The organism is Pseudomonas brassicacearum subsp. neoaurantiaca (assembly GCF_013608025.1).
Classification (GTDB): domain Bacteria; phylum Pseudomonadota; class Gammaproteobacteria; order Pseudomonadales; family Pseudomonadaceae; genus Aquipseudomonas.
This window is the reverse complement of the sequence record NZ_VDLV01000064.1, coordinates 155,197-178,720: the sequence shown is the minus strand read 5'-3', so window position 1 is coordinate 178,720 and position 23,524 is coordinate 155,197. Positions and strand designations below refer to the sequence as shown.

The window sequence follows — 23,524 nt, the reverse complement described above, 5'->3', positions numbered from 1 at the left end:
ACACGGGAGAAGGCAACGTCCAGCGCCTTACGCCATGTCACTGTGGCTGAATTCTTCAGCCAGGAAATCGATCAACGTACGCACCGACGGCAGCAATCCACGGCGTGAAGCAAAGATCGCGTGGACAATCCCGCACTTCGGCGTCCAGCCTGGTACCAACTCCACCAGCCGTCCGGCAGCAATATCCTCGCGCACCACCACGCTGGGCAAATGGGCGACGCCAATGCCCGCCAGCACCGCATGACGCAGGGCCAGCAGGTCATCAGTGACCATGCGCGGCTCATGACGGATCAATGCGCGGGTGCCGTCCGGGCCGAACAATTCCCACTGGTATTCCCGCTGCGCACCGCCCCAATGCACGCTCGGCAAGCCGTTCAGGTCCGCCGGAGACGCCGATGAAGACAGATGCTGCACAAAGGCCGGGCTGCCCACCAGGCATTGGGTGCTGTTGCTCAGCACTTTCATGACCATGTCGGTGTTTTCCAGCGGCGGAAAGCGCACCCGTAGGGCGATATCGAAACCTTCGTGGATCAGGTCGACCCGGCGATTGGTGCTCTCGATGAACAACTCCACCCGCGGATATTTGAGCATGTAGCGGGTCAGCATCGGCCCGACCCAACTGTTGAGCAGCGCTGTCGGGCAACTGATGCGCACCAGGCCCTGGGGTTCGGAACGGTTGCGCTCGATCACCTCGGCGGCACTCTCGGCCTCGACCCGCATCGCCAGGCAGCGCTGGTAGTAGGCCTGGCCAATCTCCGTCAACGTGCAATGGCGGCTGGTGCGATGCAGCAGCCGCACCCCGAGCCGTTCTTCCAACTGGGCAATACGCCGGCTCAGCTTGGATTTGGGCATGTCCAGCGCCCGGCCCGCCGCAGCGAACCCACGGTGCTCAACCACTTGGGTGAAGTAGTACAGCGTGTTGAGGTCTTCGATGATCGTTCTCCAAATAGAACGCTAAGGCTGATTTTCGCAGTCTAGCGCATCAAAGGTGCCAGTTTTAATCTACACACATCGAAACGCAACACGGATTGAAACCGGCGCTTCGGCCAGATGAGTCACCGATCAATCGCTGCACCGGCATTAAAAACCTTAACCACGCCGAAACCTTCGGCAACCAAAACTTAATGAGGGCTACGCCATGACTACTTCCTACAACCGTCTCGACAAAGATAACGCCGCCGTTCTGCTGGTCGATCACCAGGCTGGCCTGCTGTCGCTGGTACGTGACATCGACCCGGACCGCTTCAAGAACAACGTGCTGGCCCTGGCTGACCTGGCGAAGTACTTCCAACTGCCAACCATCCTCACCACCAGCTTCGAAACCGGCCCCAACGGCCCGCTGATGCCAGAACTCAAGACCTTGTTCCCGGACGCTCCGTACATCGCTCGCCCTGGTCAGATCAACGCTTGGGACAACGAAGATTTCGTCAAGGCGATCAAGGCCACCGGCAAGAAACAACTGATCATCGCCGGCGTCGTGACTGAAGTCTGCGTCGCCTTCCCGGCACTGTCGGCCCTGGCCGAAGGTTTCGAAGTGTTCGTGGTGACCGATGCCTCCGGCACGTTCAACGAACTGACCCGTCAATCGGCCTGGGACCGCATGTCCTCGTCGGGTGCACAGCTGATGACCTGGTTCGGCCTGGCCTGCGAACTGCACCGCGACTGGCGCAACGACGTGGAAGGCCTGGCGACCCTGTTCTCCAACCACATCCCGGACTACCGCAACCTGATGACCAGCTACAACACGCTGACCCAGGCCAAATAATCAGCAACACCAATATCCCCTGTGGGAGCGAGCTTGCTCGCGATAGCGCCCTGACAGTCGATGCGATATTGACTGACACACCGCCATCGCGAGCAAGCTCGCTCCCACAAGGTTTGTGGCGGCTTCTATATAGTGTTCAATCCATGCCTAATGATTTTCCATGGAGACTGACCCGATGCTGATCCCCTGCCCCCACTGCAACGGACTCAACCGCATCCCCGCCGAACGTCTCGGCGACCAGCCCAAGTGCGGGCGCTGCAAGGCCCAGGTGTTGTTGACCAAGCCGTTCGAACTCAAGCAAGGCGGCTACGCCAGCCAGATCAAGGGCGACCTGCCGTTATTGATAGATGTCTGGGCGGATTGGTGCGGGCCGTGCAAATCCTTCGCGCCGGTGTTCGAACAGGCCGCCGCGCAACTGGTGGGTAAGTGCCGGCTGGCCAAGCTCGACAGCGAGGCCAATCAGCAATTGTCGGCGCAGTTGGGGATCCGTTCGATACCCAGCCTGATTCTGTTCAAGGATGGCCGGGAAGTGGCGCGCCAGAGTGGGGCGTTTCCGTTGCCGCAGTTGATGAGTTGGCTGCGCAGCCAAGGGATTTGAAGCCAGCCCCCTCGTGGGAGCTAGCTTGCTCGCGATGACGGTGTGTCAGTCAATAATTGCATCGACTGGCAGGTCGCTATCGCGAGCAAGCTCGCTCCCACAGTGGACTTGCGTATGCCAGTAAGTCAGGCGTTTTCCAACAGGCTATGCAACTCCACAAACTGTTGGGTCAGTTTATGCCGTGGGTCCAGGTGGATCAGTGGCAGGCTCGCCTGGTGGGATTCACGCATGCGCACCGAACTGCTCAGGTAGACGGGCAACACCGGCAAGCCTTCGGCGATCAGCTCATCGAGGATCTGCTGCGGCAGGCTCGCGCGGGCCTGGAACTGATTGACCACAATCCCTTCTACTTCCAACGCTTCGTTATGGTCGTCCTTGAGCTCCTCGATTTCCGCCATCAGGCCATACAACGCCTGGCGCGAAAAACTATCGCAATCGAAAGGAATCAATACGCGATCAGCCGCGATCAACGCCGAAACCGCGTAGAAGTTCAAGGCCGGCGGCGTATCCAGGTAAATCCGGTCGTAATCCTCGTCCAGCTCTTCGAGCAGCTTGCGCAGCTTGTTGATCTTGTGTTTCGCCTCGAGCTTGGGCTGCAGGTCCGTCAGTTCCGCCGTGGCGGTGATGACATGCAGGTTGTCGAAAGGCGTTTCGTAGATATCGACCTTGTTCTTTTTCGAGAAAGGCCCCGATGAGAGGGTCTGCTTGAAAAAGTCGGCGATGCCCATGGGGATGTCATCGCCCGTCAGGCCGGTCAGGTATTGAGTGGAATTGGCCTGGGCGTCCAGGTCAATCAATAGCGTGCGATAACCCTCGCTGGCACTCACGGCCGCCAGGTTGCAGGCGATGCTGGACTTGCCCACGCCACCCTTCTGATTGAACACCACACGCCGCATGTCAAAACCTCCGTGTATCAAAGATGACCGAGTGTAGTAGCCCAAGACACCGCTTCGCTACCTTCGACGCGGATGGATTACCGCGTTGGTGGCTTTTTCAGACAACCAAGCGTCAATTCCCCCAGCGATTGACAGAAGTGACTGACAGACACAGCCGATAAAATCGCGACAATGTGCCGGGCCTGACCAACCTACGGATTGACCCGGACAAAATGTAACCATTATTTGCTACAAGCCAACCGCACCGGGATAATGCGCGCCACTTGGGTCGCAAGACCATGCAGGGTTGGACGCGGGTCAAACCACTGAACCGTGACAATAAAAGCCCGCAGGGGTGGGATGAGTTTGTGATCAATTTCAATATCGCCCAATGGCGCGCATGGGCCCCTGGGCTCGAAAGCGTGGACGATTGGCAGGCATGGAGCCGACAACCGGTCGTGCTGGCCGCCAGCGACGCGGCCCCTGACGTGTCGTTCCTGCCCGCCATGCAGCGCCGACGCCTGAGCCGCCTGGCGCGCATGGCCTTCAGTGTCGCCTGGCCACTGGCCGAAGGACGACCGGACCTACCGTTGGTCTTTATTTCCCGTCACGGCGAAACCCCGCGCACTTTTGAGATTCTCAAGGACCTGGCCGCCGACCAGCCCTTGTCTCCGACCCAATTCAGCTTGTCGGTGCACAACGCGGTCATTGGCCTGTGGTCGATCATGCGCGGCGAAACCAGCGAAATGACCGCCCTGGCAGCCACGGGTGATGGCCTGGAGCACGGCATGCTGGAAGCCGTCGCGCTATTGAATGAAGGCGCGCCAGCGGTGCTGCTGGTCATCACCGAAGAACAACCACCCCAGGTCTATGCGCCCTGGGTCGACGACGTACCGTTTCCCTACGCGGTGGGACTATTGCTGACTTGCGGTGACGACTGGCAACTGGACCTGTCCAGCGCACCAGCATCAACGCCCGGCAGCGACTGGCCCCACGCCCTGGATCTATTGCGTACGCTGCTGAGCAACGACACCACCTGCCAACATGCCTGGAAGAATCGTCTATGGACCTGGCAACGCAACCGGTGACCGGTAAACATCGCGACGCCTACTACTGGCGTCTGTTCGCGACCGCTGCAAGCTTCGCCCTCTTCGGGTTGGGCGGGCTGTGCCTGCGGTTGTTGGTGTTTCCCCTGCTCAATGCGTTGCCCGCCGATCCACAGACCCGTCGCCAGCGGGCTCGCCGCACGGTTGGGCGCTTGTTCTGGTTCTTTATCCGGTTCATGGCCCGTACCGGTGTGCTCACCTACCAGATCGACGGCGCGGAGAAACTCGGCCGCCCGGGGCAAATGATCATCGCCAATCATCCGTCCTTGATCGACGTGGTCTTCCTGATCGGGTTGGTTCGCGACGCCAACTGCGTGGTCAAGCAAAGCCTGTGGGACAACCCGTTTACCCGTGGCCCGCTGCGCTCGACCCAATACATCAGCAACGACGGCAGCATGGACATGCTCGACGCCGCCAGCGACGCCCTGCGGGACGGCCAATGCCTGATCGTGTTTCCCGAGGGCACGCGTACCCAGCCAGGCCATGCGCCGGCCTTTCATCGAGGCGCCGCGGCCATTGCTCTGCGAGGCGCGAAGGTCCTGACGCCGGTCACGATCAAGGTCAGCCCCACCACGCTGACCAAGGCCGAACCCTGGTATCGCATCCCCCATCGCCGCGTGCACTTCAGTTTTCACGTTGGGGCCGATATAGACCCACAGGCTTTTGCCGCGCTGGGCCCTGCGCCGCAGGCTTCACGCCGGCTCAACGATTTTCTGCATCACTATTTCATCAAGGAGCTCGCCGAAGATGAGCGATCTGCACCGTGACATCAAACAGCTGATCATCGACGCCCTCGGCCTGGAGGACATCGGTATCGACGACATCGGCGACGATCAGACCCTGTTCGGCGAAGGCCTTGGCCTGGACTCGGTGGATGCCCTGGAGCTTGGCCTGGCGATCCAGAAGAAATATGGCATCAAGATCGATGCCGACGCCAAGGACACCCGTAACCATTTCAGCAACGTGGCAAGCCTTGCGGCCTTCGTCACTGCAAAAAGCGCCTGAGACCGACCATGCAAACTCGTGACGATATTTTCAACACCCTGCGCGATGCCCTGGTCGAGCTCTTCGAACTGGACCCTGAGCGTGTGACGCTGGAATCGAACCTGTACCAGGACCTGGAAATCGACAGCATCGATGCGGTGGACCTGATCGACCACATCAAGCGCCAGACCGGCAAGAAAATCGCCGCTGAAGAGTTCAAGTCGGTGCGCACGGTCAATGATGTAGTCGAGGCGGTCTATCGACTGGTCCAACCGGCCGCATGAGCCGGCTGATTGGCCTTGGCTTGCTGCTGGCTGGCCTGCTGTACCCCTTTGCGGTGTATTTCGGCATGGAGCACTTTGCTCCGTGGCAATTCGGGCTGCTATTGGGCTGCCTGTGGCTGGCCCGGGCATTGCTCGGCAAGGGTCGACCCGGCAGTCGCTGGATGGCGGTCACGGCGATCATTTTTTGCATATTGCTTGCAGTGTTCGACAGCCCGCTCCTGCTGCGCTGGTATCCGGTGTTGATCAGCGCATTCATGCTTGGGCTGTTCACCCTGAGCCTGAAATACGGCCGGCCGATGGTCGAACGCCTGGCCCGCCTGCGCGAACCGCAGTTGCCGGCCAAGGCAGTGGTGTATACCCGCCAGGTCACGGTGGCCTGGTGTGTGTTTTTCCTGTGTAACGGTTTGCTCGCCGCCGCCCTGACCCTTTGGGCGCCGCTGAGCTGGTGGATGTTGTACACCGGCCTGATTTCCTACGGATTGATGGGGCTGATGTTTGCCATTGAATGGCTCATACGACAAAGGGTAAGAGGCCGCCCATGAATTGGATAACACTTGAGCAGATGTTGCTCGAGGCCCTGCCGGACCGCGCTGTAGCCGTCGGCCCGGCGCTGGATCACGCACAGCTGCGCGATGACGCGCTGTGCCTGGCCGCCGGTCTGCAGGCCCGGGGTGTACGGCATATCGCGGTGCACCTCGAAGATGCCGCCGACCTGGCGACCGCCCTGCTCGCTGCCTGGCGCGCCGGGGTGCGCGTGCTGCTGCCCGCCGACCTGCAGGCGCAGACGCGCCAGCGCTGGTCGGCTGACGTCGATCTGTGGCTGACCGACCTGCCCGGAGACACCCAAGCGGGTGACCTGCGGCAGGCGCCGCTGGAACCGGCCGAACTGGACCTCGATCATTGCTGGCTGAGCCTGTGCACCTCCGGCTCCAGTGGCGAGCCCAAGCGCATCGAGAAAACCCTGCGTCAGTTGAGCAATGAAATCCAGGCGCTGGAACGGCTATGGGGTGCTGAGCTTGGTCCGGCTTGCATGATCGGCAGCGTCGCCGCCCAACACATCTACGGGCTGTTGTTCCGGGTCCTCTGGCCGTTGTGCGCCGGACGCACCTTCGTTCGTCGGCAACTGCCCTTCCCGGAAGACATGCAGCGCGCCAGTCGCGAGCACCCGGCGTTCGCCTGGGTCGCCAGCCCCGCGTTGCTCAAGCGCATGGGCGACAATCTCGACTGGCCGGCCCTGAGCAGTGTGCGCCGGGTGTTTTCCTCCGGCGGTGCCTTGCCAGCCGAGGCAGCGCAGAGTCTCGAACAGCGCCTGGGACAATGGCCGACGGAAATTTTCGGCAGCTCGGAAACAGGTGGCATCGCCTGGCGCCAGGGCGGCGACTTGTGGCAACCCTTCGCCGACGTCGAGCTGAACCAGGACAGTGACGGCGCCTTGTTGATTGCCTCGCCTTATCTGCCGGCCGGTCATGTGGAACACACCGCCGACGCGGTGCGAATCGCCGCAGATGGGCGTTTTGAGTTGCTCGGTCGCTTGGATCGCATCGTCAAGCTTGAAGAAAAACGCATCTCACTGCCGATGCTGGAGCAGGCGTTGACGGCCCACGAATGGGTCAGCGAAGCGCGGCTGGGCGTCGTGCAGGAGAACCGTGCTTCCCTCGGTGCCCTGCTGGTGCTCAGCGAAACCGGCTTGCTTGCCTTGCGCAATCTGGGCCGGCGGGCCGTGACCCAAGCCCTGCGCCAACACTTGAGCGGGCATTGTGAAACCTTGGCCTTGCCCCGACGCTGGCGCTGGCTGCGACAGCTGCCGTTGAACGCACAAGGCAAGCTGCCCCAGGCCGAAGTCGAAGCCGTGCTGATGGCGCCGCGTCCGAAAGCTCCCGAGGTGCTTGAAAAGATTGAAACGGACGGCGAATGGAACCTGCGCCTGACGGTGCCGCCAGACCTGGCGTATTTCAGCGGCCACTTTCCCACCGCGCCGGTCTTGCCCGGTGTGGTGCAAGTGGACTGGGCCATGAACCTGGGCCGTCAACTCATGGAGCTGCCGCCACGCTTCGCCGGCATGGAAGTGCTCAAGTTCCAGCAACTGGTGCGCCCCGGCGATGAAATCCAACTGCACCTGCGCTTCGACCGTGAGCGCGGCAAGTTGTATTTCGCCTATCGCAATGACACGGCGGCCTGTTCAAGTGGGCGGATTGTGTTGGGGATGGCCGATGAATAACGCACATGTAGCCACCACTTCCCTGTGGCGAGGGAGCTTGCTCCCGCTCGGTTGCGTAGCAACCGCCAAAACAGCGAGGGCGGCTGCGCCACCCAGCGGGAGCAAGCTCCCTCGCCACAGAGAATACCTTCGCCACAGGGGTAGAGCCCATGCATAACCCCTGCGCCGTCATCCCGGTCTACAACCACGAAACCGCCATCGCGACGGTGGTCCAGACGCTGCTCGGAAACGGCTTGCCCTGCGTGCTGGTGGACGACGCCAGCAGCCCGGCCTGCGCGGCGGTGCTTGAACAGTTGGCGGAAAGCGAACGGGTTCACCTGGTCCGGCTGGCGGTCAACCAAGGCAAGGGCGGCGCGGTGATGACCGGGCTGCGGGAAGCTTCGCGCCTGGGTTTCAGCCATGCCTTGCAGGTCGATGCCGACGGGCAACACGACCTTGGCGACGTGCGCACCTTCATCGAGCAATCCCGTGCCCACCCGGACGCATTGATCTGCGGCTATCCCCTGTACGACGCCAGCGTGCCGAAAGGTCGCCTGTACGCACGCTACCTGACCCACGTCATGGTCTGGATCAACAGCCTGTCCCTGAAAATCCGCGATTCGATGTGCGGCTTCCGGGTCTATCCCCTGGCACCAACCCTGGCGCTGATCGACTCGGCAAACATCGGCAAGCGCATGGATTTCGACTCCGACATCCTCGTGCGCCTGTCCTGGCGCAACCAGCCGATGCGCTGGCTACAGACCCGGGTGCATTACCCGTTGGATGGCGTTTCGCACTTTCGCCTGTTCCACGACAACGTGCTGATTTCCCGCATGCACACCCGGTTGTTCTTCGGCATGCTGGTGCGCTTGCCGATGATTCTCTGGCAACGGTGGCGCCCATGAGCACGGACAAACAGCACTGGGCGGACCGCCAGGAGCGCGGCAGTTTCTGGCTGATGAAACTCACGGCGGTTGCCGCCAAGGTGTTGGGCCGTCGGCTGCTGACCCCGGTCCTGTACGGCATCGTCCTGTACTTCTTCGTTTTCGGTCGCAGCGCCCGGCTAGCGGCCTGGCAATACCAGCAGCGCCTCGCCGACTGGAGCAGCCGCCCCGAACTGCGCCCGTCTCACCGGCGGGTCTTCGGCCAGTTCATGGCTTTTGCCGATTCCCTGCTCGACAAACTCGACGTCTGGAACGGCAAGCTGAGCATCGAGCAGATCGAAATCGTCGACACTGCCTTGCTGCGCAATCACCTGCGCGACACACGCGGGCAGATGCTGGTGGGTGCGCACCTGGGCAACCTCGAAATGTGCCGGGCCCTGGCCGAGCTGGGCGAAAAAGTCACCATGAACGTGCTGGTGCACACCAAGCACGCCGAGCAGTTCAATCGCCTGCTGGGCGAAGCCGGCGCCACGCATCTGCGGCTGATCCAGGTCAGCGAGCTGGATCCGGTGATCATGCTGCAACTGAGCGAACGCCTGGAGCGCGGCGAGTGGCTGGCGATCGCTGGCGACCGCGTGCCGCTGCATGGCGGGCGCAGCGTGACCGTGGATTTCATGGGCTACCCGGCCGCATTTCCCCAAGGCCCCTGGCTGCTGGCCGGCCTGCTGAAATGTCCGGTCAACCTGCTGATGTGCCTCAAGCACGAAGGACGTTATCGCGTCACCCTCGAACCCTTCGCCGATGCGGTGGTGTGGAAGCGCAACGACCGCGAGCAAGTGATCGCCCACTGGGCCGCCCGCTATGCCGAGCGCCTGGCGCAGTACTGCCTCCAGGGACCGCAACAGTGGTTCAACTTTTACCCTTTCTGGAAGACCGATGACGATGCCCACTCTTGAGCCGGTAACCTTCGGCGAACGCCCCCTGCGCATTGAAGATGTGTTGGCCCTGGCCAACCGTCAGGCACCGACGCAGTTGCAGGATGACCCGGCGTTCCGCCAGCGCATCGCCAAGGGTGCGCAATTCCTCGATTCCCTGCTGGACAAGGAAGGCGTCATCTACGGCGTGACCACCGGCTACGGTGATTCCTGCGTGGTAGCCGTGCCGCTGCACCACGTCGAAGCCCTGCCACGTCACCTCTATACTTTTCACGGCTGCGGCCTCGGCAAACTGCTCGACGCCCAGGCGACCCGGGCTGTGCTGGCGGCGCGTTTGCAGTCGCTGTGCCACGGCGTGTCGGGGGTGCGAGTGGAGCTGCTGGAGCGGCTCCAGGCGTTTCTCGAACACGACATCCTGCCGTTGATTCCGGAAGAAGGCTCGGTGGGCGCCAGCGGCGATTTGACGCCGCTGTCCTACGTCGCCGCCACGTTGTCCGGTGAACGGGAAGTCATGTTCCGTGGCGAACGCCGCCTGGCCGCTGATGTGCATCGCGAACTGGGCTGGACGCCGCTGGTGCTTCGGCCCAAGGAAGCCTTGGCGTTGATGAACGGCACCGCCGTGATGACCGGCCTCGCCTGCCTGGCCTTCGCCCGCGCCGACTACCTGCTGCAACTGGCGACCCGCATCACCGCGCTGAACGTAGTTGCCCTGCAAGGCAATCCGGAGCACTTCGACGAACGCCTGTTCGCCGCCAAGCCACACCCGGGGCAGATGCAAGTCGCCGCGTGGCTGCGCAAGGACCTGGCGATCGACGCGCCGACCGCACCGTTGCATCGCCTGCAGGATCGCTATTCCCTGCGCTGCGCCCCCCATGTGCTCGGGGTCTTGGCCGACAGCCTAGGCTGGCTGCGCGGGTTCATCGAAACCGAACTCAACAGCGCCAACGACAACCCGATCATCGATGCCGAAGCCGAGCGCGTGCTCCATGGCGGGCACTTCTACGGCGGGCACATCGCCTTCGCCATGGACAGCCTGAAGAACCTAGTGGCCAACGTCGCCGACTTGCTGGACCGTCAGCTCGCCCTGCTGGTGGACGAGCGCTACAACCATGGCCTGCCGAGCAACCTGTCCGGCGCCAGCGCCGAGCGGGCAATGCTCAACCACGGCTTCAAGGCCGTGCAGATCGGCACCAGCGCCTGGACCGCCGAAGCCTTGAAAAACACCATGCCGGCCAGCGTGTTCTCGCGCTCCACCGAGTGCCATAACCAGGACAAGGTGAGCATGGGCACCATCGCCGCCCGGGACGCCATCCGTGTGCTGGAACTGACCGAGCAAGTGGCCGCCGCCACCTTGCTCGCCGCCAACCAGGGCGTGTGGCTGCGCAGCCGCGCCGAAGACGCGCGACCGCTGCCGCCGGCCCTCGCCGCCATGCACCGACAACTGGCCGAGGACTTCCCGCCGGTCATCGAAGACCGCGCCCTGGAAGGCGAACTGCGCCTGTGCCTGCAACGCATCGCTGAGCAACACTGGAGGCTGCATGCGTAGCCAAGGCGTTCTGCACGTCGACACCCAGATCGTGGTGCCGTTTTTCGACGTCGATTCGATGAACGTGGTCTGGCATGGCCACTACGTCAAATACCTGGAAGTGGCGCGCTGCGCCCTGCTCGACCTGATCGGCCACAACTACAACGACATGCTCGAATCTGGGCATGCGTGGCCGGTGATCGACCTGCAGTTGCGCTACGTGCGCGGTGCCGTGTTCGGCCAGACCCTGACCGTGCGCGCCAGTTTGGTGGAATGGGAAAACCGGCTGAAGATCAACTACCTGATCAGCGACGCCGCAACCGGCGAACGCTTCACCCGCGCCAGTTCAGTGCAAGTGGCCGTGGACATGGCCACTCGTGAAATGCTGCTGGCCTCGCCCCGGGTGTTTGTCGAAGCCGTCGAGAGGAAACTGTCATGAGGCGCCTGTTCACCTGGCTGCTGCTGTGCAGCCTGTCGCCGCTGGCCCAGGCGTTCGATCTACAGCAGTTGAGTGATCAGCTGGCCCGTCCGGACGTGATCCACGGCCAGTTCACCCAGGAAAAACACCTGCGCGCCCTGCCCCAGCCCCTCACCAGCAAGGGCCGCTTCGTGCTGGCGAAAAACCACGGCCTGCTGTGGTTGCTGCAAACGCCGCTGCAACAGGACTACCGCATCACCGCCCAGGGCATCGCGCGACGGGACGGCAATGCCTGGCAGATGCTGCCGAACAAGAGTGCCGGCGCCGAGCAGAACCGCTTGTTCCTGGCGGTATTGCAGGGCGACAGCAGTGGCCTGCAGCGCGACTTCGAACTGAGCCTGTCGGGCGAGCCGCAACAGTGGAAACTCACCCTGACCCCGCGTTCGGTGCTGCTCAAGCAGGTCTTCAACCAGATCAACATTGACGGTGGCGAGCTGGTACAGCGCATTGAACTGCTGGAAACCCAGGGCGACAGCACCGTGCTGCGCATGCAGGACACCACCAGCACGCAGCCCTTGAGCGAAGCGGAGCAACATGACTTTGCCGAGTGAACGCAGGCTGCCGCGGCTGTTCCTGATCCTGCTGCTGGCGGTGCTGGCGCTCGCCGGTTGGCAATGGCGCAACGGTGCGCCGCTGTCGGCGAACCTGATGGAGCTGGTGCCGGGCACGTCGCCGGATGCGCTGGAACTCATCGCTGAACAACGCATGCAAGCGCCGCTCAATCGCGAGCTGTTGGTATTGGTTGGCCACGCCGATCGCCAGCAAGCCATCGCCCTGGCGCAAACCCTCGGCGAGCAATGGCAAGCCAGCGGCCTGTTCGACAAGGTCCAATGGACGCTCCAGGCGGACTTGCCGGCGCTGCGCAAGCAATTGCTCGATGGCCGACTGGCCATGCTGTCGGCAACGGACCGGCAACAGTTGATCGAACAGCCACAAGCCTTTATCCAGCAGCGGGTGCAGGCCCTGTTCGATCCGTTCAATGGCTTTAGCCTGGTCCCGAGCCAGGACGACTGGCTCGGCCTGACCGGGCGTATCCAGAACAGCCAGCCACAACGCGGCGCTATACAACTGGACGTCGGCAGCGGTGCGTTGATCGCTGAAGCCGATGGCAAGCACTGGGTCATGCTGCGGGCGCGTACCCAAGGCAATGCGTTCGACATGAATCTGCCGCTGCAAGTGGCCGAACTGGTACAACGCGGCCGTGATCAAGTGAGCCAGGCCCAAGGCCAACTGCTGGCTGCCAGCGGCTTGCTGTATGCGGCCAGCGGGCAACAACAGGCATCACGGGAAATCACCTGGGTCGGCGGCGGCGCGACAGTCGGCATTTTGCTGCTGCTTTTGCTCGCCTTCCGACGCTTTGCCGTGTGGCTGGCGTTCGTGCCGGTGCTGGTGGGCATGTTGTTCGGCGCGGTGGCCTGCGTGGCGCTGTTCGGCCGCATGCATGTCATGACCCTGGTGCTGGGGTCGAGCCTGATCGGCGTCGCCGTGGATTACCCCCTGCATTATTTATCCAAGAGCTGGAGCCTCAAACCGTGGCGTAGCTGGCCGGCCCTACGCGTGACCTTGCCAGGGCTGAGCCTGAGTCTCGCGACCACTTGCATCGGATACCTGGCGCTGGCCTGGACGCCGTTCCCGGCCCTGACCCAGATCGCGATCTTTTCCGCCGCCGGGCTGGCGGGCGCCTACCTGACGGCGGCCTGCCTGTTGCCGGCACTGCTGAGTAACACAGACCTGCGTCCCGCCCAGTGGCCGCTGCAGTTCTGCGATAACCTTCTCAAGTGCCGCGAAGCGCTACTCATGCGGGTGCGCACACCCGTCCTGCTGGCGCTGTTGTTGATCTTCTGCGCGGGCGGTCTCTGGCAACTGACCACGAAAAACGACATCCGCCAGTGGATCGGCACGCCCCAGCACCTGACCGACGAAGCCCGCGATGTCGCCCGAATCACCGGTTTCCAGCCCACCAGCCAGTTCTTCTTGATCCGTGCCGACGACCAAGGGCAATTGCTGGAACGCCAGACCGCCCTCAACGAGCGGCTCGACCAGTTGATCGGCCTGGAAAAACTCCAGGGCTACCTGTCTCTCAATCAACTGGTCAGCCCGCCCGCCGAGCAACAAAAGGTCCGCGAGGCCCTGGGCCAGTTGCCGGCGTTCTGGCAACCGCTGCTGGACGTCGGCGTACCGGTTGACGCGCTGCAAGCGGAACTGAAGCAATTGCAGGCCCTGCCAGTGACCGACATCGACGCCGCGCTGACCGGCCCGCTGGCCGAACCCTATCGCACGCTCTGGCTAGGCCCGACGGCGCAAGGCGTGGCGGCGGTGGTCAGCCTGCAAGGCTTGAACGATGCCGCGCTGCTGCGGGTCCAGGCAGTGGACTTGCCCGGGGTCCAATTGGTGGATCGCCTGGGTGACCTGAACCGGGTATTTGCCGCCACGCAGGTCAGCGCCGCCGAACTGAAACTGGCCTCCTGCGTGCTGATCGTCCTGGTGTTGATCTGGCCGTTCGGCTTTGGCGGCGCCTTGCGCATCGTCGCACTGCCGCTGCTGGCCGCGCTGTGCAGCCTGGCGAGCCTGGGCTGGCTGGGGCAGCCGCTGACGCTGTTCAGCCTGTTCGGCCTGTTGCTGGTGACGGCGATCGGTGTCGACTACGCCATCCTCATGCGAGAACAGATCGGCGGAGCCGCCGTGAGCCTGCTGGGCACGCTGCTCGCGGCAATCACCACCTGGCTGTCGTTCGGCCTGCTGGCGCTGTCGAGCACGCCTGCGGTCAGCAATTTCGGCCTGGCGGTCAGCCTTGGATTGGCATTCAGCTTCCTGCTTGCGCCTTGGGCCGGGCGACAGGTCCATGCGGAGCCGGTCCAATGATGACGCTGCTGTTCTGGCTCATGGCCCTGACGCTGTTTGCCGTGGCGACGGTGGTCGGGCGCCGTTTCGGACTGATCCCGATTGTCAGCCAATTGCTGCTGGCAACGTTCGGCCTGCCGTTGCTGATGTACTTCTGGATCGAGCCGAGCTGGCACCTCAGCGGCGCGCAACTGGTCTCGCCGGTGTGGTTGAAAAATCTCTACAGCCTCGCCTTCGCCTTGTTGCTGGGGCACATTCTCAGCGATGTGATCGACCTGCGCCTGGACCGCCAGAGCGTGAAGATCGCCCTGCCAAGCTTTGGCGTACCGTTCGCCTGTGGCTTGGCGACCGCGTTCTGGCTGCTGCCACCCCAACCCTGGATCAGCTCGCTGGCGGTGGGGCTGTTGTTCGCGATCACGGCGATACCGGTGCTGTACCTGTATTTGCGCCACATCGCCTACCCGCCAGCCGCCACTCGCCGACTGGTACAGACCGCGATCCTGATCGACCTGATCTGCTGGAGCCTGTTCGCCGTAGCCCAGGGCAGCCTGCATCTGGGCAGCCTGTTGCTGCCGTTGGCCGGCGCCTGCATGCCATTGCTGCTGCGACTGCTGGGCCTGCGCCAACCGTTGCTGCACAGCGGCCTGTTCTTTGCCCTGTTGGTCGTGGCCGAACACTACCGACTGAATGCGCTCATCGTCGGCATCGGCTACCTGCTGTGCATGGCCGCGCTCAAGGTACCGCTGGTATTGCCACTCGGCACCGAGTGGATGAACAGATTGCAGACCTACCTGGCGATCCCCTTGATCCTGACGTTCGGTATCGTGCAGATCAACGTGCACAGCGCCATGGACAGCCTCGGCTGGGTCCAGCTCGCGGCGTTGCTGCTGTTGCCGATTGCCAGCAAACTGTTGGGCAACTGGCTGGGCCTGGGTTGGGCCGGCGCCTCGTTCGCGGGAGCCAGTCGCTGGCGGGAAAGTGTCTTGCTGAATATTCGCGGCTTGAGTGAAATCGTCTTCCTCAATCTGCTGCTGCAACAAAACCTCATCAGCCCGGCACTCTATTTCGCGCTGATGCTGATGGGGCTGATCGCCACATTACTGCCGGCCATGGCCGGTTTTCACCGTATTCCCTCGATCGCCGTCCCGGCCAGGAGCCCCCGTGTCAACAGTTGAAATGGAACGTCGACAGGTTGTCGTCATCGGAGCGGGGCCTTCCGGCGCCATCGCCGCCGCGCTGCTCAAGCGCAAAGGCCACGATGTGCTGGTCATCGAGCGCCAGCATTTCCCTCGGTTTTCCATCGGCGAAAGCCTGTTGTCCCATTGCCTGGACTTCGTCGAAGAAGCCGGCATGCTCGACGCGGTAAACGCCGCCGGGTTCCAGCGCAAGAACGGCGCCGCGTTCGCCTGGGGCGAGCGCTACAGCGCCTTCGATTTTGGCGACACCTTCAGCGAAGGCAAGCCCACCACATTCCAGGTCCAGCGCGCCGACTTCGACAAGTTGCTCGCCGACCAGGCGGCCCTGCAAGGCGTGGAAATTCGCTACGGCGAGGCCATTGCCAAGGTTGATTTCTCCCTCGCCAAACCGCAGCTGGGCGTGCAACGCGAAGACGGCAGCGAGTACCGGATCGAGGCCGATTTCGTCCTCGACGCCAGCGGCTACGGCCGGGTCTTGCCGCGCCTGCTGGACCTTGAGGCACCGTCGAATTTTCCGGTGCGCCAAGCGGTGTTCACCCACGTCGAGGATCGCATCGACAGCCCGACCTTCGATCGCGAGAAGATCCTCATCACCACCCATCCGACGAAGCGCGACGTATGGTTCTGGACCATCCCCTTCAGCGGCGGGCGTTGCTCGGTGGGCGTGGTCGCGGCCGCGGAACACTTCGAGGGCCGCACCGATGACCTCGACGCCTGCCTGCGCGGCTTCATCGACGAAACCCCGAGCCTGGCCGGTGTGCTGGACAATGCCGTGTGGGACACCCCGGCGCGGACCATCGGTGGCTACTCGGCCAACGTCAAGTCCTTGCACGGCCCCGGCTTCGCCCTGCTGGGCAACGCTGCGGAATTCCTCGACCCGGTGTTCTCATCCGGCGTGACCATCGCCATGCGTTCGGCGAGCATGGCCGCCGACGTGCTGCATCGGCAGTTGCAAGGCGAGCCGGTGGATTGGCAGAGCGAATTCGCCGAGCCATTGAAACGCGGCGTCGACACCTTCCGCTGTTACGTCGAAGGCTGGTACGCCGGCACCTTCCAGGACGTGATCTTCTACACCGAAGGCTCCGACGACATCCGCCGCATGATCAGTTCGATCCTCGCCGGCTACGCCTGGGATCAACGCAACCCATTCGTCAGCGAACCCAAGCGGCGCCTGCGCATGCTCTCGGAAATCTGCGCGAGTCCGGCGCCGAGTCAGCAAACATGAGCTACCTGAGCGACAGCTACGTCGAGGAAACCCGCTTCGGTTTCTGGTTCCTGCGCAGCCACACCTGGCAACACCATGTGCTGCGCGTGGCGATCAACGACCTGCGCGGCCTGTTCAGCGCTGCGCCGCCATCCAATCCAGTGTTGCTGGACGCCGGTTGCGGCCAGGGCAAGTCATTCCAGTACCTGCGCCAGGCATTCGCGCCGCAACGGCTGATTGGTGTCGACGCCGATCCCCACAGCCTCGAACTCAGCGCCGCAGAAGCGGCGCGCCAGGACATGGCGGTGGAGCTGATCGGCAGCGACTGCGCGACCTTGGCGGTGCCTGATGCCAGCGTCGATCTGCTGTTCTGCCACCAGACTTTTCATCACCTCGTGGAACAGGAAAAAGCCCTCGCCGAGTTCTATCGCGTGCTCAAGCCCGGCGGTTATTTGATGTTTGCAGAATCCACCGAAGCCTACATCGACACCTGGGTGATCCGCTGGCTGTTCCGCCACCCGATGCATGTCCAGAAAAGCGCCGCGCAGTACCTCGCGATGATCCGCAATCAAGGATTCCAGTTCGAAGACCGCAATGTCTCCTATCCGTACCTGTGGTGGAGCCGTGCCAGGGATTTCGGCCTGCTGGAGCGCTGGGGCCTGCGTCGGCCGAAGCCGTTTGGCGAGCGCGAGGAAACCCTGGTCAACGTGGTGGCGCGCAAGCCGCTCGAAGGGGCCGCCACATGATCCGCTGCCTGCTGATCGGCTGCCTGCTGTTGCTCAGCGCCTGCGCCAGCCACGCGCCGCTGCCCGAACGCACGCCGACCTTGGCATTGCCGCTGCAATTGCACATCGAGCGGCAACTGGCCGGCCAGCGCCAGGATTGGCTGTTGGTGATTCAGCGTGAAAACACCGGCATCCGCTGGTCGATGATGGACCCGCTGGGCATTCCGGTCGCCCGCCAGCGCCTGGCCGATGGCCAGTGGCGGGCCGACGGCCTGCTGCCGCCCAATGCCGAAGCGCGGGAATTGTTCGCGGCGCTGTTGTTCGCCTTGACCCCGGAAACGGAGCTGGCCGGCAACTACCCCACCGCCCGGCAACACGGCGTCGAACGAGCGCTCGAGAGCCGCTGGCAGGTGCGTTACCAGCAACCGCTGGAGTTTGAGCTGCGCTTGCCCCAAGGCCCGCATTACCGCATCACGCCGTTGACCGAGAGTGCCCAATGACTGCTTATCTGAACGCCCTCGGGGTGATCTGCGCCCTGGGCCGAGACAAACAGAACGTTGCGCGAAACCTGTTCGCCGGTGACTGCTCGGGCGTGCGCAGCGAGGCCGGCTGGGTCGCCGAACGGGCATTGCCGGTGGCTTCGGTGGCGGGTGAGCTCGCCCAGATCCCGGAAACCCTGGCGGCCCAACGCAGCCGCAACAATCAGCTGTTGCTGGAAGCTGGATTGCAGATTCGTGCCGACATCGATCGAGCCATCCAGGCTTACGGCCGCGCGCGCATCGGCATCGTCCTGGGCACCAGCACCTCGGGCATCGACGAGGCCAGCCAGGGCATCGCCCATTACCTGCGCGAGCAGCGGTTCCCCGAAGGCTACGATTACCAGCAACAGGAACTCAGCGCGCCGGCCAATTTCCTCTCCGACTGGCTTGGCTTGAGCGGCCCGTCCTACGTGATCTCCACAGCGTGTACTTCCAGCGCGCGGGCCTTGATGAGCGCCCGTCGCCTGCTGGACCTGGGGTTGTGCGACGCCGTGCTGTGCGGTGGCGTCGACAGCCTGTGCAAACTGACCCTTAACGGTTTCTCTGCGCTGGAAGCGGTGTCGAACGAGCGCTGCAATCCGTTTTCGGTGAACCGCAGCGGCATCAACATCGGCGAGGCGGCGGTGCTGTTTCTCATGAGCAAGACGCCTGGCGACGGTCATTCGATCGCCCTGCTCGGTGACGGCGCCAGCTCCGACGCGCACCACATTTCCGCGCCGGAACCCAGCGGTCGCGGCGCCCGCCAGGCGATGGAAAAAGCCTTGCGCTGCGCCGGCCTGGACGCCAGCCAGATCGACTACCTGAACCTGCACGGCACAGCCACGCAGCATAACGACGCCATGGAAAGCCATGCGGTGGCCGGACTGTTTCCAGCGGGCGTGCCCTGCTCGTCCACCAAACCCATGACCGGCCACACCCTCGGCGCGGCAGGCGCACTGGAGGCTGCGTTCTGCTGGTTGGCCCTGAGCGCGGACAATCCCAGCCATGCGTTGCCACCCCATGTCTGGGATGGCCAGCCCGACCCCGAACTGCCGGCACTGAACTGGATCGATAACCGCGCCCGCCTGAACCCGACCTTCCCCCGCCGCCTGATGAGCAACTCGTTTGCCTTCGGCGGCAACAACGTCAGCCTGATTATCGGAGACGCCCAATGATTGACTGGCCGCTCGCCGAACTGCTGCCCCACGCAGGGGACATGATCCTAATCGACCGGATCGTGACCTTCGATGACGAGCAGATCCATACCGTCGCCACGGTCAAGCCAGGCGGTTTGTTCAACCTGGACGATGGCGCACTGCCGGCCTGGGTCGGCATCGAGCTGATGGCCCAGAGCGTTGCAGCATTCGCCGGTTGCCACGCCCGCCTGCGCGGCGATGCCGTAGAGCTGGGCTTCCTGCTCGGGACCCGCAAGTTCGAATGCAACGTCGAACATTTCCCGGTGGGCACCGAACTGGCCATCCACGGCGTTCGCTCCCTGGAAGACGACAACGGCATGGGTGTGTTCGAATGCCACATCCACGCGCCGGGCATCCACGCCACCGCGCGGCTGAACGTATTCCGTCCACCCCATGCCGCCCAGTACCTCAATGAAACCTCTGCAACAGGAACCCAGCCATGACTGAATCCGTACTGGTTACCGGCTCCAGCCGTGGCATCGGCCGCGCCATCGCCTTGCGCCTGGCCCAGGCCGGGCACGATATCGTCTTGCACTGCCGCAGCGGTCGCGCCGAGGCCGAAGCGGTCCAGGCAGAAGTCCAGGCCCTGGGCCGCAACGCCCGGGTGCTGCAATTCGACGTCTCCGACCGCGCCGCCTGCAAAGCCGCTCTCGAAGCTGATGTCGAGACGCACGGCGCCTATTACGGGGTGGTGCTCAACGCCGGTCTGACCCGCGACGGCGCCTTCCCGGCCCTGAGCGAGGACGACTGGGACAGCGTGATGCGCACCAACCTCGACGGTTTCTACAACGTGCTGCACCCGGTGATGATGCCGATGATCCGGCGCCGCGCCGCTGGACGAATCGTCTGTATTACGTCAGTGTCCGGCCTGATCGGCAACCGTGGCCAGGTCAACTACAGCGCCTCGAAAGCCGGCCTGATCGGCGCAGCCAAGGCGTTGGCCATCGAGCTGGGCAAGCGCAAGATCACCGTAAATTGCGTCGCGCCGGGGTTGATCGATACCGCCATGCTCGATGAAAACGTACCCGTGGAAGAATTGATGAAGATGATCCCCGCCCAGCGCATGGGCACTCCGGAAGAAGTCGCCGGCGCGGTGAATTTCCTGATGTCCGCCGAAGCCAGCTACATCACTCGGCAAGTCCTGGCCGTCAACGGAGGCCTGTGCTGATGAAGCGCGTCGTCGTCACCGGCATGGCCGGCATCACCTCCATCGGCAGCGACTGGGAGACCATCGCCGCCAACTTCGCCGCCAACCGCAGCGGCATCCGGCGCATGGATGAGTGGGACCGTTTCACCGAACTGAACACGCGCCTGGCCGGCCCCATCGACGATTTCCAAGTCCCGGCCCACTGGACGCGCAAGCAACTGCGCAGCATGGGCCGGGTCTCGCGCCTGGCCGTCGCCTCGGCGGAACAAGCCCTGGCGGATGCCGGCCTGCTGGGTGATCCGTCGATCAAGGACGGACGCATGGGCGTGTCCTGCGGTTCGTCCACCGGCAGCACCGACGAGATCAAGGCCTTCGGCAACATGCTGCTCAACAGCGTGGCCGAAGGGCTGAACGCCAACTCCTATGTGCGGATGATGCCGCATACCACGGCGGCCAACATCAGCATCTTCTTCGGCCTGACTGGACGGCTGATCCCCACGTCCAGCGCCTGCACCAGCGGCAGCCACGGCATCGGCTACGCCTACGAGGCGATCAAGTTCGGCCGCCTGCCATTGATGCTCGCTGGCGGCGCGGAAGAACTGTGCCCGACCGAAGCGATGGTCTTCGATGCGCTCTACGCCACCAGCCTGAAAAACGATGCGCCGCAGACCAGCCCGCGCCCTTACGACAAGGGACGCGATGGCCTGGTGATTGGTGAAGGCGCCGGCATGCTGGTGCTCGAAGAACTGGAACACGCCCTGGCCCGTGGGGCGCGCATCCACGCCGAAATCGTCGGTTTTGGCAGCAACGCCGACGGCCAGCACGCCACCCGCCCCGAATTGAGCACCATGCGCCGCGCCATGGAACTGGCCCTTGAAGACGCTGGCCTCGAGCCCTCCGCCATCGGCTACGTCAACGGCCACGGCACCGCCACGGAACAGGGCGACGTCGCCGAGACCCTGGCCACCAGCAGCCTGTTCGGCGAACACATGCCCATCAGCTCGCAGAAAAGCTTCCTCGGCCATACCCTGGGCGCTTGCGGCGCGCTGGAGTCCTGGTTCAGCATCGAAATGCTGAACCGCGACCTCTACGTGCACACCTGCAACCTGGATGAAATCGACCCCGAATGCGGCAAACTCGACTACCTGCGCAACGAGTTCCGCGCGATGAACAATGAGTACGTGATGAATAACAATTTCGCCTTTGGCGGGGTCAACACCTCGCTGATCTTCCGCCGCTGGCATTGAATCCCGTAAATCCCCTGGTCAAGGAGACCATGATGCCGTTGAAGAAAATCGCCGTGACTGCCGCCCTGTTGCTCAGCACCCTGCCAAGCCTCAGCCAGGCCCGTGATACCGCGCTGTTCCTGCCGTTCGACAAAGTCGTCGCCGAAGCCATCCGCACCGGCAAGATCGACGGCAGCGTGAAGTTTTACCTGGCCGGCAACAAACCGGCCGGCAACGTCACCGTGGTCAGCCCAGGCGCGGTGACCAACAAGAAAACCAACGCCTTCAACAAGTCCGACGAAGTGGCCTGCGAATGGGTGCTGCAATCAGCCCTGATCAGCCTGCACCAAGCCGCCAAGAACGCCGGCGCCAACGCCGTCACCAACATCGTCAGCTTCTATAAGAGCAACGAGCGCAAGGACCCAACCACCTATGAATGCCACGCTGGGGCGATCATGGCGGGTGTTGCGTTGAAAGGTGATTTGGCGAAGGTGCAGTAGATTAAAAGATCAAAAAATCGCAGCCTTCGGCAGCTCCGGGGCCGATAGCGGTAGGTCCTAGCCGATGATGCCGGCCATGCAGCCGTCATCGCGAGCAAGCTCGCTCCCACAGGTATCTGCCCTCACGCGCCCCTGTGGCGAGGGAGCTTGCTCCCGCCGGGCTGCGCAGCGGCCCCAAACAACCGCAAGAAATCGAATACCGTAAGCGCCTCCCAGGACGGCGAGATCAAAACCCGGAAAGCGGAGCACCTAATTTCCGAAATTTCCCACACCAAAACCCTTGAAGTTCGCGCTACGGTCACATCCCAACCACAAGCCGGGAATGCCAAGGATGAACGAAGTGACCAAGAAAGCCGTGATACGGGCTTCACTCAACCCTTCCCGATTCCGTCCCCCGTCAACAACGCCACAAACGCCTTCGCCATCGGCGAACGCTGATCCTTGCGCTGTACCAGCCACACCGCCGAAACCGCCGCCGGGTCAAGCAGCGGTCGGTAAACCACCCCATCAATACGCATGCGCTGATAAGACGCCGGCAGCACCGAGACTCCCAGCCCCGCCGCCACCAGGCCGATGATGGTCATGGCCTCCCCCGCCTCTTGCGCGAAGTGCGGGCTGAAGCCGGCGTCGCGGGCCAGGTTCAGGAGTTGCGCGTAAAGACCGCTGCCGTAGCTTCGCGGAAAGAACACGAACGGCTCCTGGGCCAACGCGGCAAGAAACAGGCCGTCTTCATTGCCCTGGGCCAGCGGATGCTTGGCGCTGAGCACGGCCACCAGCGGTTCGCGGCTGAGTTCGATTTCGGCCAATGAGTCGGGCAACGGCAACGGGCGCATGATGCCGACTTCGATCACTTCGTCCATCAACGCGTCGGCCACTTGGGTGCTGCTCATTTCCCGCAGGTTCAGGTGCACGGCGGGAAAGCGTTGGCGAAAGGTAAAAATTGCTTGGGGGATAGTGGAGTTGAAGGGCGCCGAGGAGGTAAAGCCGATCTTCAGCTCACCCAATTCGCCCAGTTGAGCGCGGCGGGCCACATCGGCGGCCTTGTCGACTTGGGCCAATACCCGCCGCGCCTCTTCCAGGAATAGCCGCCCGGCTTCGCTCAGTTCGACCCGACGATTGGTGCGATCGAACAGCCGCGCGCCAATTTCTTGCTCCAGCGCCTGGATCTGCTGGCTCAACGGTGGCTGGGAAATGCCCAGGGCGAGTGCGGCGCGGCCGAAGTGCAGTTCTTCGGCGACGGCGATGAAGTAGCGCAAATGCCGCAGTTCCATGGAAACCCCAGTAGGTCGTTTAACGTCTTAAATAGGTCGAACAATATATTGGATAGAATCATTAGCCGG

The 23,524-nt window shown here is 63.1% G+C and carries 26 protein-coding genes; 23 read left to right on the top strand and 3 right to left on the bottom strand.

The window, feature by feature from the left end; translation table 11 throughout:
• Nucleotides 1-27: 27 nt before the first annotated feature.
• Complete coding sequence (locus tag FHK92_RS27115; RefSeq protein ID WP_309109622.1) at nt 28-933, bottom strand: LysR substrate-binding domain-containing protein; 906 nt, start codon at nt 931-933, stop codon at nt 28-30.
• 205 nt (nt 934-1,138) lie between these two features.
• Between FHK92_RS27115 and ycaC the strand changes: the two genes are divergently transcribed.
• Together ycaC and trxC are read left to right on the top strand one after the other, a co-directional pair.
• Nucleotides 1,139-1,765 carry an isochorismate family cysteine hydrolase YcaC gene (ycaC, locus tag FHK92_RS27110; RefSeq protein WP_181290892.1) on the top strand — a complete coding sequence of 209 codons (627 nt, stop codon included), beginning with the start codon at nt 1,139-1,141 and terminating at the stop codon, nt 1,763-1,765.
• Between the two features lie 175 nt (nt 1,766-1,940).
• Nucleotides 1,941-2,363: a thioredoxin TrxC gene (gene trxC / locus FHK92_RS27105; protein WP_309109621.1), complete on the top strand. Its 423-nt coding sequence runs from the start codon at nt 1,941-1,943 to the stop codon at nt 2,361-2,363.
• A 125-nt stretch (nt 2,364-2,488) separates the two neighbouring features.
• On the opposite strand, the gene FHK92_RS27100 is transcribed toward trxC, so the two are convergent.
• Nucleotides 2,489-3,259, bottom strand: a complete 771-nt coding sequence (locus FHK92_RS27100) for a ParA family protein (protein WP_181290888.1) — start codon at nt 3,257-3,259, stop codon at nt 2,489-2,491.
• A gap of 347 nt (nt 3,260-3,606) precedes the next feature.
• On the opposite strand from FHK92_RS27100, the gene FHK92_RS27095 reads away from it, so the two are divergent.
• From FHK92_RS27095 to FHK92_RS26995, 21 genes are all read left to right on the top strand, one after another.
• Nucleotides 3,607-4,326, top strand: coding sequence for a beta-ketoacyl synthase chain length factor (locus FHK92_RS27095; protein WP_181290887.1), 720 nt, complete (start codon nt 3,607-3,609; stop codon nt 4,324-4,326).
• Complete coding sequence (locus tag FHK92_RS27090; protein WP_181290885.1) at nt 4,302-5,111, top strand: lysophospholipid acyltransferase family protein; 810 nt, start codon at nt 4,302-4,304, stop codon at nt 5,109-5,111. Before FHK92_RS27095 ends, FHK92_RS27090 begins: the two co-directional genes overlap by 25 nt.
• Nucleotides 5,092-5,349: a phosphopantetheine-binding protein gene (locus FHK92_RS27085; RefSeq protein WP_030140950.1), complete on the top strand. Its 258-nt coding sequence runs from the start codon at nt 5,092-5,094 to the stop codon at nt 5,347-5,349. The genes FHK92_RS27090 and FHK92_RS27085 overlap by 20 nt, the downstream gene beginning before the upstream one ends.
• An 8-nt stretch (nt 5,350-5,357) precedes the next feature.
• The gene (locus FHK92_RS27080) at nt 5,358-5,612 is read left to right on the top strand and encodes an acyl carrier protein (protein ID WP_030140951.1); all 255 of its coding nucleotides are present in this window, start codon (nt 5,358-5,360) and stop codon (nt 5,610-5,612) included.
• On the top strand, nt 5,609-6,154 hold the full coding sequence (locus FHK92_RS27075) for a COG4648 family protein (RefSeq protein WP_181290883.1): 546 nt from the start codon (nt 5,609-5,611) through the stop codon (nt 6,152-6,154). The genes FHK92_RS27080 and FHK92_RS27075 overlap by 4 nt, the downstream gene beginning before the upstream one ends.
• Nucleotides 6,151-7,830 (top strand): acyl-CoA synthetase family protein, encoded by a 1,680-nt coding sequence (locus FHK92_RS27070; protein WP_181290881.1) that lies wholly within the window; start codon nt 6,151-6,153, stop codon nt 7,828-7,830. Before FHK92_RS27075 ends, FHK92_RS27070 begins: the two co-directional genes overlap by 4 nt.
• 149 nt (nt 7,831-7,979) lie before the next feature.
• Complete coding sequence (locus tag FHK92_RS27065; RefSeq protein WP_181290879.1) at nt 7,980-8,714, top strand: glycosyltransferase family 2 protein; 735 nt, start codon at nt 7,980-7,982, stop codon at nt 8,712-8,714.
• A complete protein-coding gene (locus FHK92_RS27060) occupies nt 8,711-9,649 on the top strand; it encodes an LpxL/LpxP family acyltransferase (protein ID WP_181290877.1) in 939 nt (312 codons plus the stop codon). Before FHK92_RS27065 ends, FHK92_RS27060 begins: the two co-directional genes overlap by 4 nt.
• Complete coding sequence (locus tag FHK92_RS27055) at nt 9,630-11,174, top strand: HAL/PAL/TAL family ammonia-lyase (protein WP_181290875.1); 1,545 nt, start codon at nt 9,630-9,632, stop codon at nt 11,172-11,174. The genes FHK92_RS27060 and FHK92_RS27055 overlap by 20 nt, the downstream gene beginning before the upstream one ends.
• A complete protein-coding gene (locus tag FHK92_RS27050) occupies nt 11,167-11,592 on the top strand; it encodes an acyl-CoA thioesterase (protein WP_030140957.1) in 426 nt (141 codons plus the stop codon). Before FHK92_RS27055 ends, FHK92_RS27050 begins: the two co-directional genes overlap by 8 nt.
• The gene (locus FHK92_RS27045) at nt 11,589-12,182 is read left to right on the top strand and encodes a LolA family protein (RefSeq protein WP_181290873.1); all 594 of its coding nucleotides are present in this window, start codon (nt 11,589-11,591) and stop codon (nt 12,180-12,182) included. The genes FHK92_RS27050 and FHK92_RS27045 overlap by 4 nt, the downstream gene beginning before the upstream one ends.
• Complete coding sequence (locus tag FHK92_RS27040) at nt 12,166-14,493, top strand: MMPL family transporter (protein WP_181290871.1); 2,328 nt, start codon at nt 12,166-12,168, stop codon at nt 14,491-14,493. Before FHK92_RS27045 ends, FHK92_RS27040 begins: the two co-directional genes overlap by 17 nt.
• Complete coding sequence (locus tag FHK92_RS27035) at nt 14,490-15,647, top strand: sodium:proton antiporter (RefSeq protein WP_181290869.1); 1,158 nt, start codon at nt 14,490-14,492, stop codon at nt 15,645-15,647. Before FHK92_RS27040 ends, FHK92_RS27035 begins: the two co-directional genes overlap by 4 nt.
• Nucleotides 15,634-16,893, top strand: coding sequence for an NAD(P)/FAD-dependent oxidoreductase (locus FHK92_RS27030; RefSeq protein ID WP_181290868.1), 1,260 nt, complete (start codon nt 15,634-15,636; stop codon nt 16,891-16,893). Before FHK92_RS27035 ends, FHK92_RS27030 begins: the two co-directional genes overlap by 14 nt.
• On the top strand, nt 16,890-17,618 hold the full coding sequence (locus FHK92_RS27025) for a class I SAM-dependent methyltransferase (RefSeq protein ID WP_181290867.1): 729 nt from the start codon (nt 16,890-16,892) through the stop codon (nt 17,616-17,618). The genes FHK92_RS27030 and FHK92_RS27025 overlap by 4 nt, the downstream gene beginning before the upstream one ends.
• The gene (locus tag FHK92_RS27020; protein WP_181290865.1) at nt 17,615-18,097 is read left to right on the top strand and encodes a DUF3261 domain-containing protein; all 483 of its coding nucleotides are present in this window, start codon (nt 17,615-17,617) and stop codon (nt 18,095-18,097) included. Before FHK92_RS27025 ends, FHK92_RS27020 begins: the two co-directional genes overlap by 4 nt.
• Entirely contained in the window at nt 18,094-19,290 is a 1,197-nt protein-coding gene (locus FHK92_RS27015) for a beta-ketoacyl-[acyl-carrier-protein] synthase family protein (RefSeq protein WP_181290863.1), read from the top strand. Before FHK92_RS27020 ends, FHK92_RS27015 begins: the two co-directional genes overlap by 4 nt.
• Nucleotides 19,287-19,754, top strand: a complete 468-nt coding sequence (locus tag FHK92_RS27010) for a hotdog family protein (RefSeq protein ID WP_181290861.1) — start codon at nt 19,287-19,289, stop codon at nt 19,752-19,754. The genes FHK92_RS27015 and FHK92_RS27010 overlap by 4 nt, the downstream gene beginning before the upstream one ends.
• The gene (gene fabG, locus FHK92_RS27005) at nt 19,751-20,479 is read left to right on the top strand and encodes a 3-oxoacyl-ACP reductase FabG (protein WP_181290859.1); all 729 of its coding nucleotides are present in this window, start codon (nt 19,751-19,753) and stop codon (nt 20,477-20,479) included. Before FHK92_RS27010 ends, fabG begins: the two co-directional genes overlap by 4 nt.
• Nucleotides 20,479-21,705 carry a beta-ketoacyl-ACP synthase gene (locus FHK92_RS27000; RefSeq protein WP_181290857.1) on the top strand — a complete coding sequence of 409 codons (1,227 nt, stop codon included), beginning with the start codon at nt 20,479-20,481 and terminating at the stop codon, nt 21,703-21,705. The genes fabG and FHK92_RS27000 overlap by 1 nt, the downstream gene beginning before the upstream one ends.
• Nucleotides 21,706-21,737: 32 nt before the next feature.
• Nucleotides 21,738-22,184 (top strand): excinuclease, encoded by a 447-nt coding sequence (locus FHK92_RS26995; RefSeq protein ID WP_181290855.1) that lies wholly within the window; start codon nt 21,738-21,740, stop codon nt 22,182-22,184.
• Nucleotides 22,185-22,555: 371 nt separating this feature from the next.
• Here the strand turns inward: FHK92_RS26995 and FHK92_RS26990 are convergent, their stop codons facing one another.
• Nucleotides 22,556-23,455 (bottom strand): LysR family transcriptional regulator, encoded by a 900-nt coding sequence (locus tag FHK92_RS26990; protein WP_181290853.1) that lies wholly within the window; start codon nt 23,453-23,455, stop codon nt 22,556-22,558.
• Nucleotides 23,456-23,524: the final 69 nt, after the last annotated feature.

What these genes read in the sequence shown, in the direction of transcription:
- ycaC (WP_181290892.1), top strand. Translation starts at nt 1,139, where the DNA reads ATGACTACTTCCTACAACCGTCTCGACAAAGATAACGCCGCCGTTCTG.
- trxC (WP_309109621.1), top strand. Translation starts at nt 1,941, where the DNA reads ATGCTGATCCCCTGCCCCCACTGCAACGGACTCAACCGCATCCCCGCC.
- FHK92_RS27100 (WP_181290888.1), bottom strand. Translation starts at nt 3,259, where the DNA reads ATGCGGCGTGTGGTGTTCAATCAGAAGGGTGGCGTGGGCAAGTCCAGC.
- FHK92_RS27090 (WP_181290885.1), top strand. Translation starts at nt 4,302, where the DNA reads ATGGACCTGGCAACGCAACCGGTGACCGGTAAACATCGCGACGCCTAC.
- FHK92_RS27085 (WP_030140950.1), top strand. Translation starts at nt 5,092, where the DNA reads ATGAGCGATCTGCACCGTGACATCAAACAGCTGATCATCGACGCCCTC.
- FHK92_RS27080 (WP_030140951.1), top strand. Translation starts at nt 5,358, where the DNA reads ATGCAAACTCGTGACGATATTTTCAACACCCTGCGCGATGCCCTGGTC.
- FHK92_RS27075 (WP_181290883.1), top strand. Translation starts at nt 5,609, where the DNA reads ATGAGCCGGCTGATTGGCCTTGGCTTGCTGCTGGCTGGCCTGCTGTAC.
- FHK92_RS27070 (WP_181290881.1), top strand. Translation starts at nt 6,151, where the DNA reads ATGAATTGGATAACACTTGAGCAGATGTTGCTCGAGGCCCTGCCGGAC.
- FHK92_RS27065 (WP_181290879.1), top strand. Translation starts at nt 7,980, where the DNA reads ATGCATAACCCCTGCGCCGTCATCCCGGTCTACAACCACGAAACCGCC.
- FHK92_RS27060 (WP_181290877.1), top strand. Translation starts at nt 8,711, where the DNA reads ATGAGCACGGACAAACAGCACTGGGCGGACCGCCAGGAGCGCGGCAGT.
- FHK92_RS27055 (WP_181290875.1), top strand. Translation starts at nt 9,630, where the DNA reads ATGACGATGCCCACTCTTGAGCCGGTAACCTTCGGCGAACGCCCCCTG.
- FHK92_RS27050 (WP_030140957.1), top strand. Translation starts at nt 11,167, where the DNA reads ATGCGTAGCCAAGGCGTTCTGCACGTCGACACCCAGATCGTGGTGCCG.
- FHK92_RS27045 (WP_181290873.1), top strand. Translation starts at nt 11,589, where the DNA reads ATGAGGCGCCTGTTCACCTGGCTGCTGCTGTGCAGCCTGTCGCCGCTG.
- FHK92_RS27040 (WP_181290871.1), top strand. Translation starts at nt 12,166, where the DNA reads ATGACTTTGCCGAGTGAACGCAGGCTGCCGCGGCTGTTCCTGATCCTG.
- FHK92_RS27035 (WP_181290869.1), top strand. Translation starts at nt 14,490, where the DNA reads ATGATGACGCTGCTGTTCTGGCTCATGGCCCTGACGCTGTTTGCCGTG.
- FHK92_RS27025 (WP_181290867.1), top strand. Translation starts at nt 16,890, where the DNA reads ATGAGCTACCTGAGCGACAGCTACGTCGAGGAAACCCGCTTCGGTTTC.
- FHK92_RS27020 (WP_181290865.1), top strand. Translation starts at nt 17,615, where the DNA reads ATGATCCGCTGCCTGCTGATCGGCTGCCTGCTGTTGCTCAGCGCCTGC.
- FHK92_RS27015 (WP_181290863.1), top strand. Translation starts at nt 18,094, where the DNA reads ATGACTGCTTATCTGAACGCCCTCGGGGTGATCTGCGCCCTGGGCCGA.
- FHK92_RS27010 (WP_181290861.1), top strand. Translation starts at nt 19,287, where the DNA reads ATGATTGACTGGCCGCTCGCCGAACTGCTGCCCCACGCAGGGGACATG.
- fabG (WP_181290859.1), top strand. Translation starts at nt 19,751, where the DNA reads ATGACTGAATCCGTACTGGTTACCGGCTCCAGCCGTGGCATCGGCCGC.
- FHK92_RS27000 (WP_181290857.1), top strand. Translation starts at nt 20,479, where the DNA reads ATGAAGCGCGTCGTCGTCACCGGCATGGCCGGCATCACCTCCATCGGC.
- FHK92_RS26995 (WP_181290855.1), top strand. Translation starts at nt 21,738, where the DNA reads ATGCCGTTGAAGAAAATCGCCGTGACTGCCGCCCTGTTGCTCAGCACC.
- FHK92_RS26990 (WP_181290853.1), bottom strand. Translation starts at nt 23,455, where the DNA reads ATGGAACTGCGGCATTTGCGCTACTTCATCGCCGTCGCCGAAGAACTG.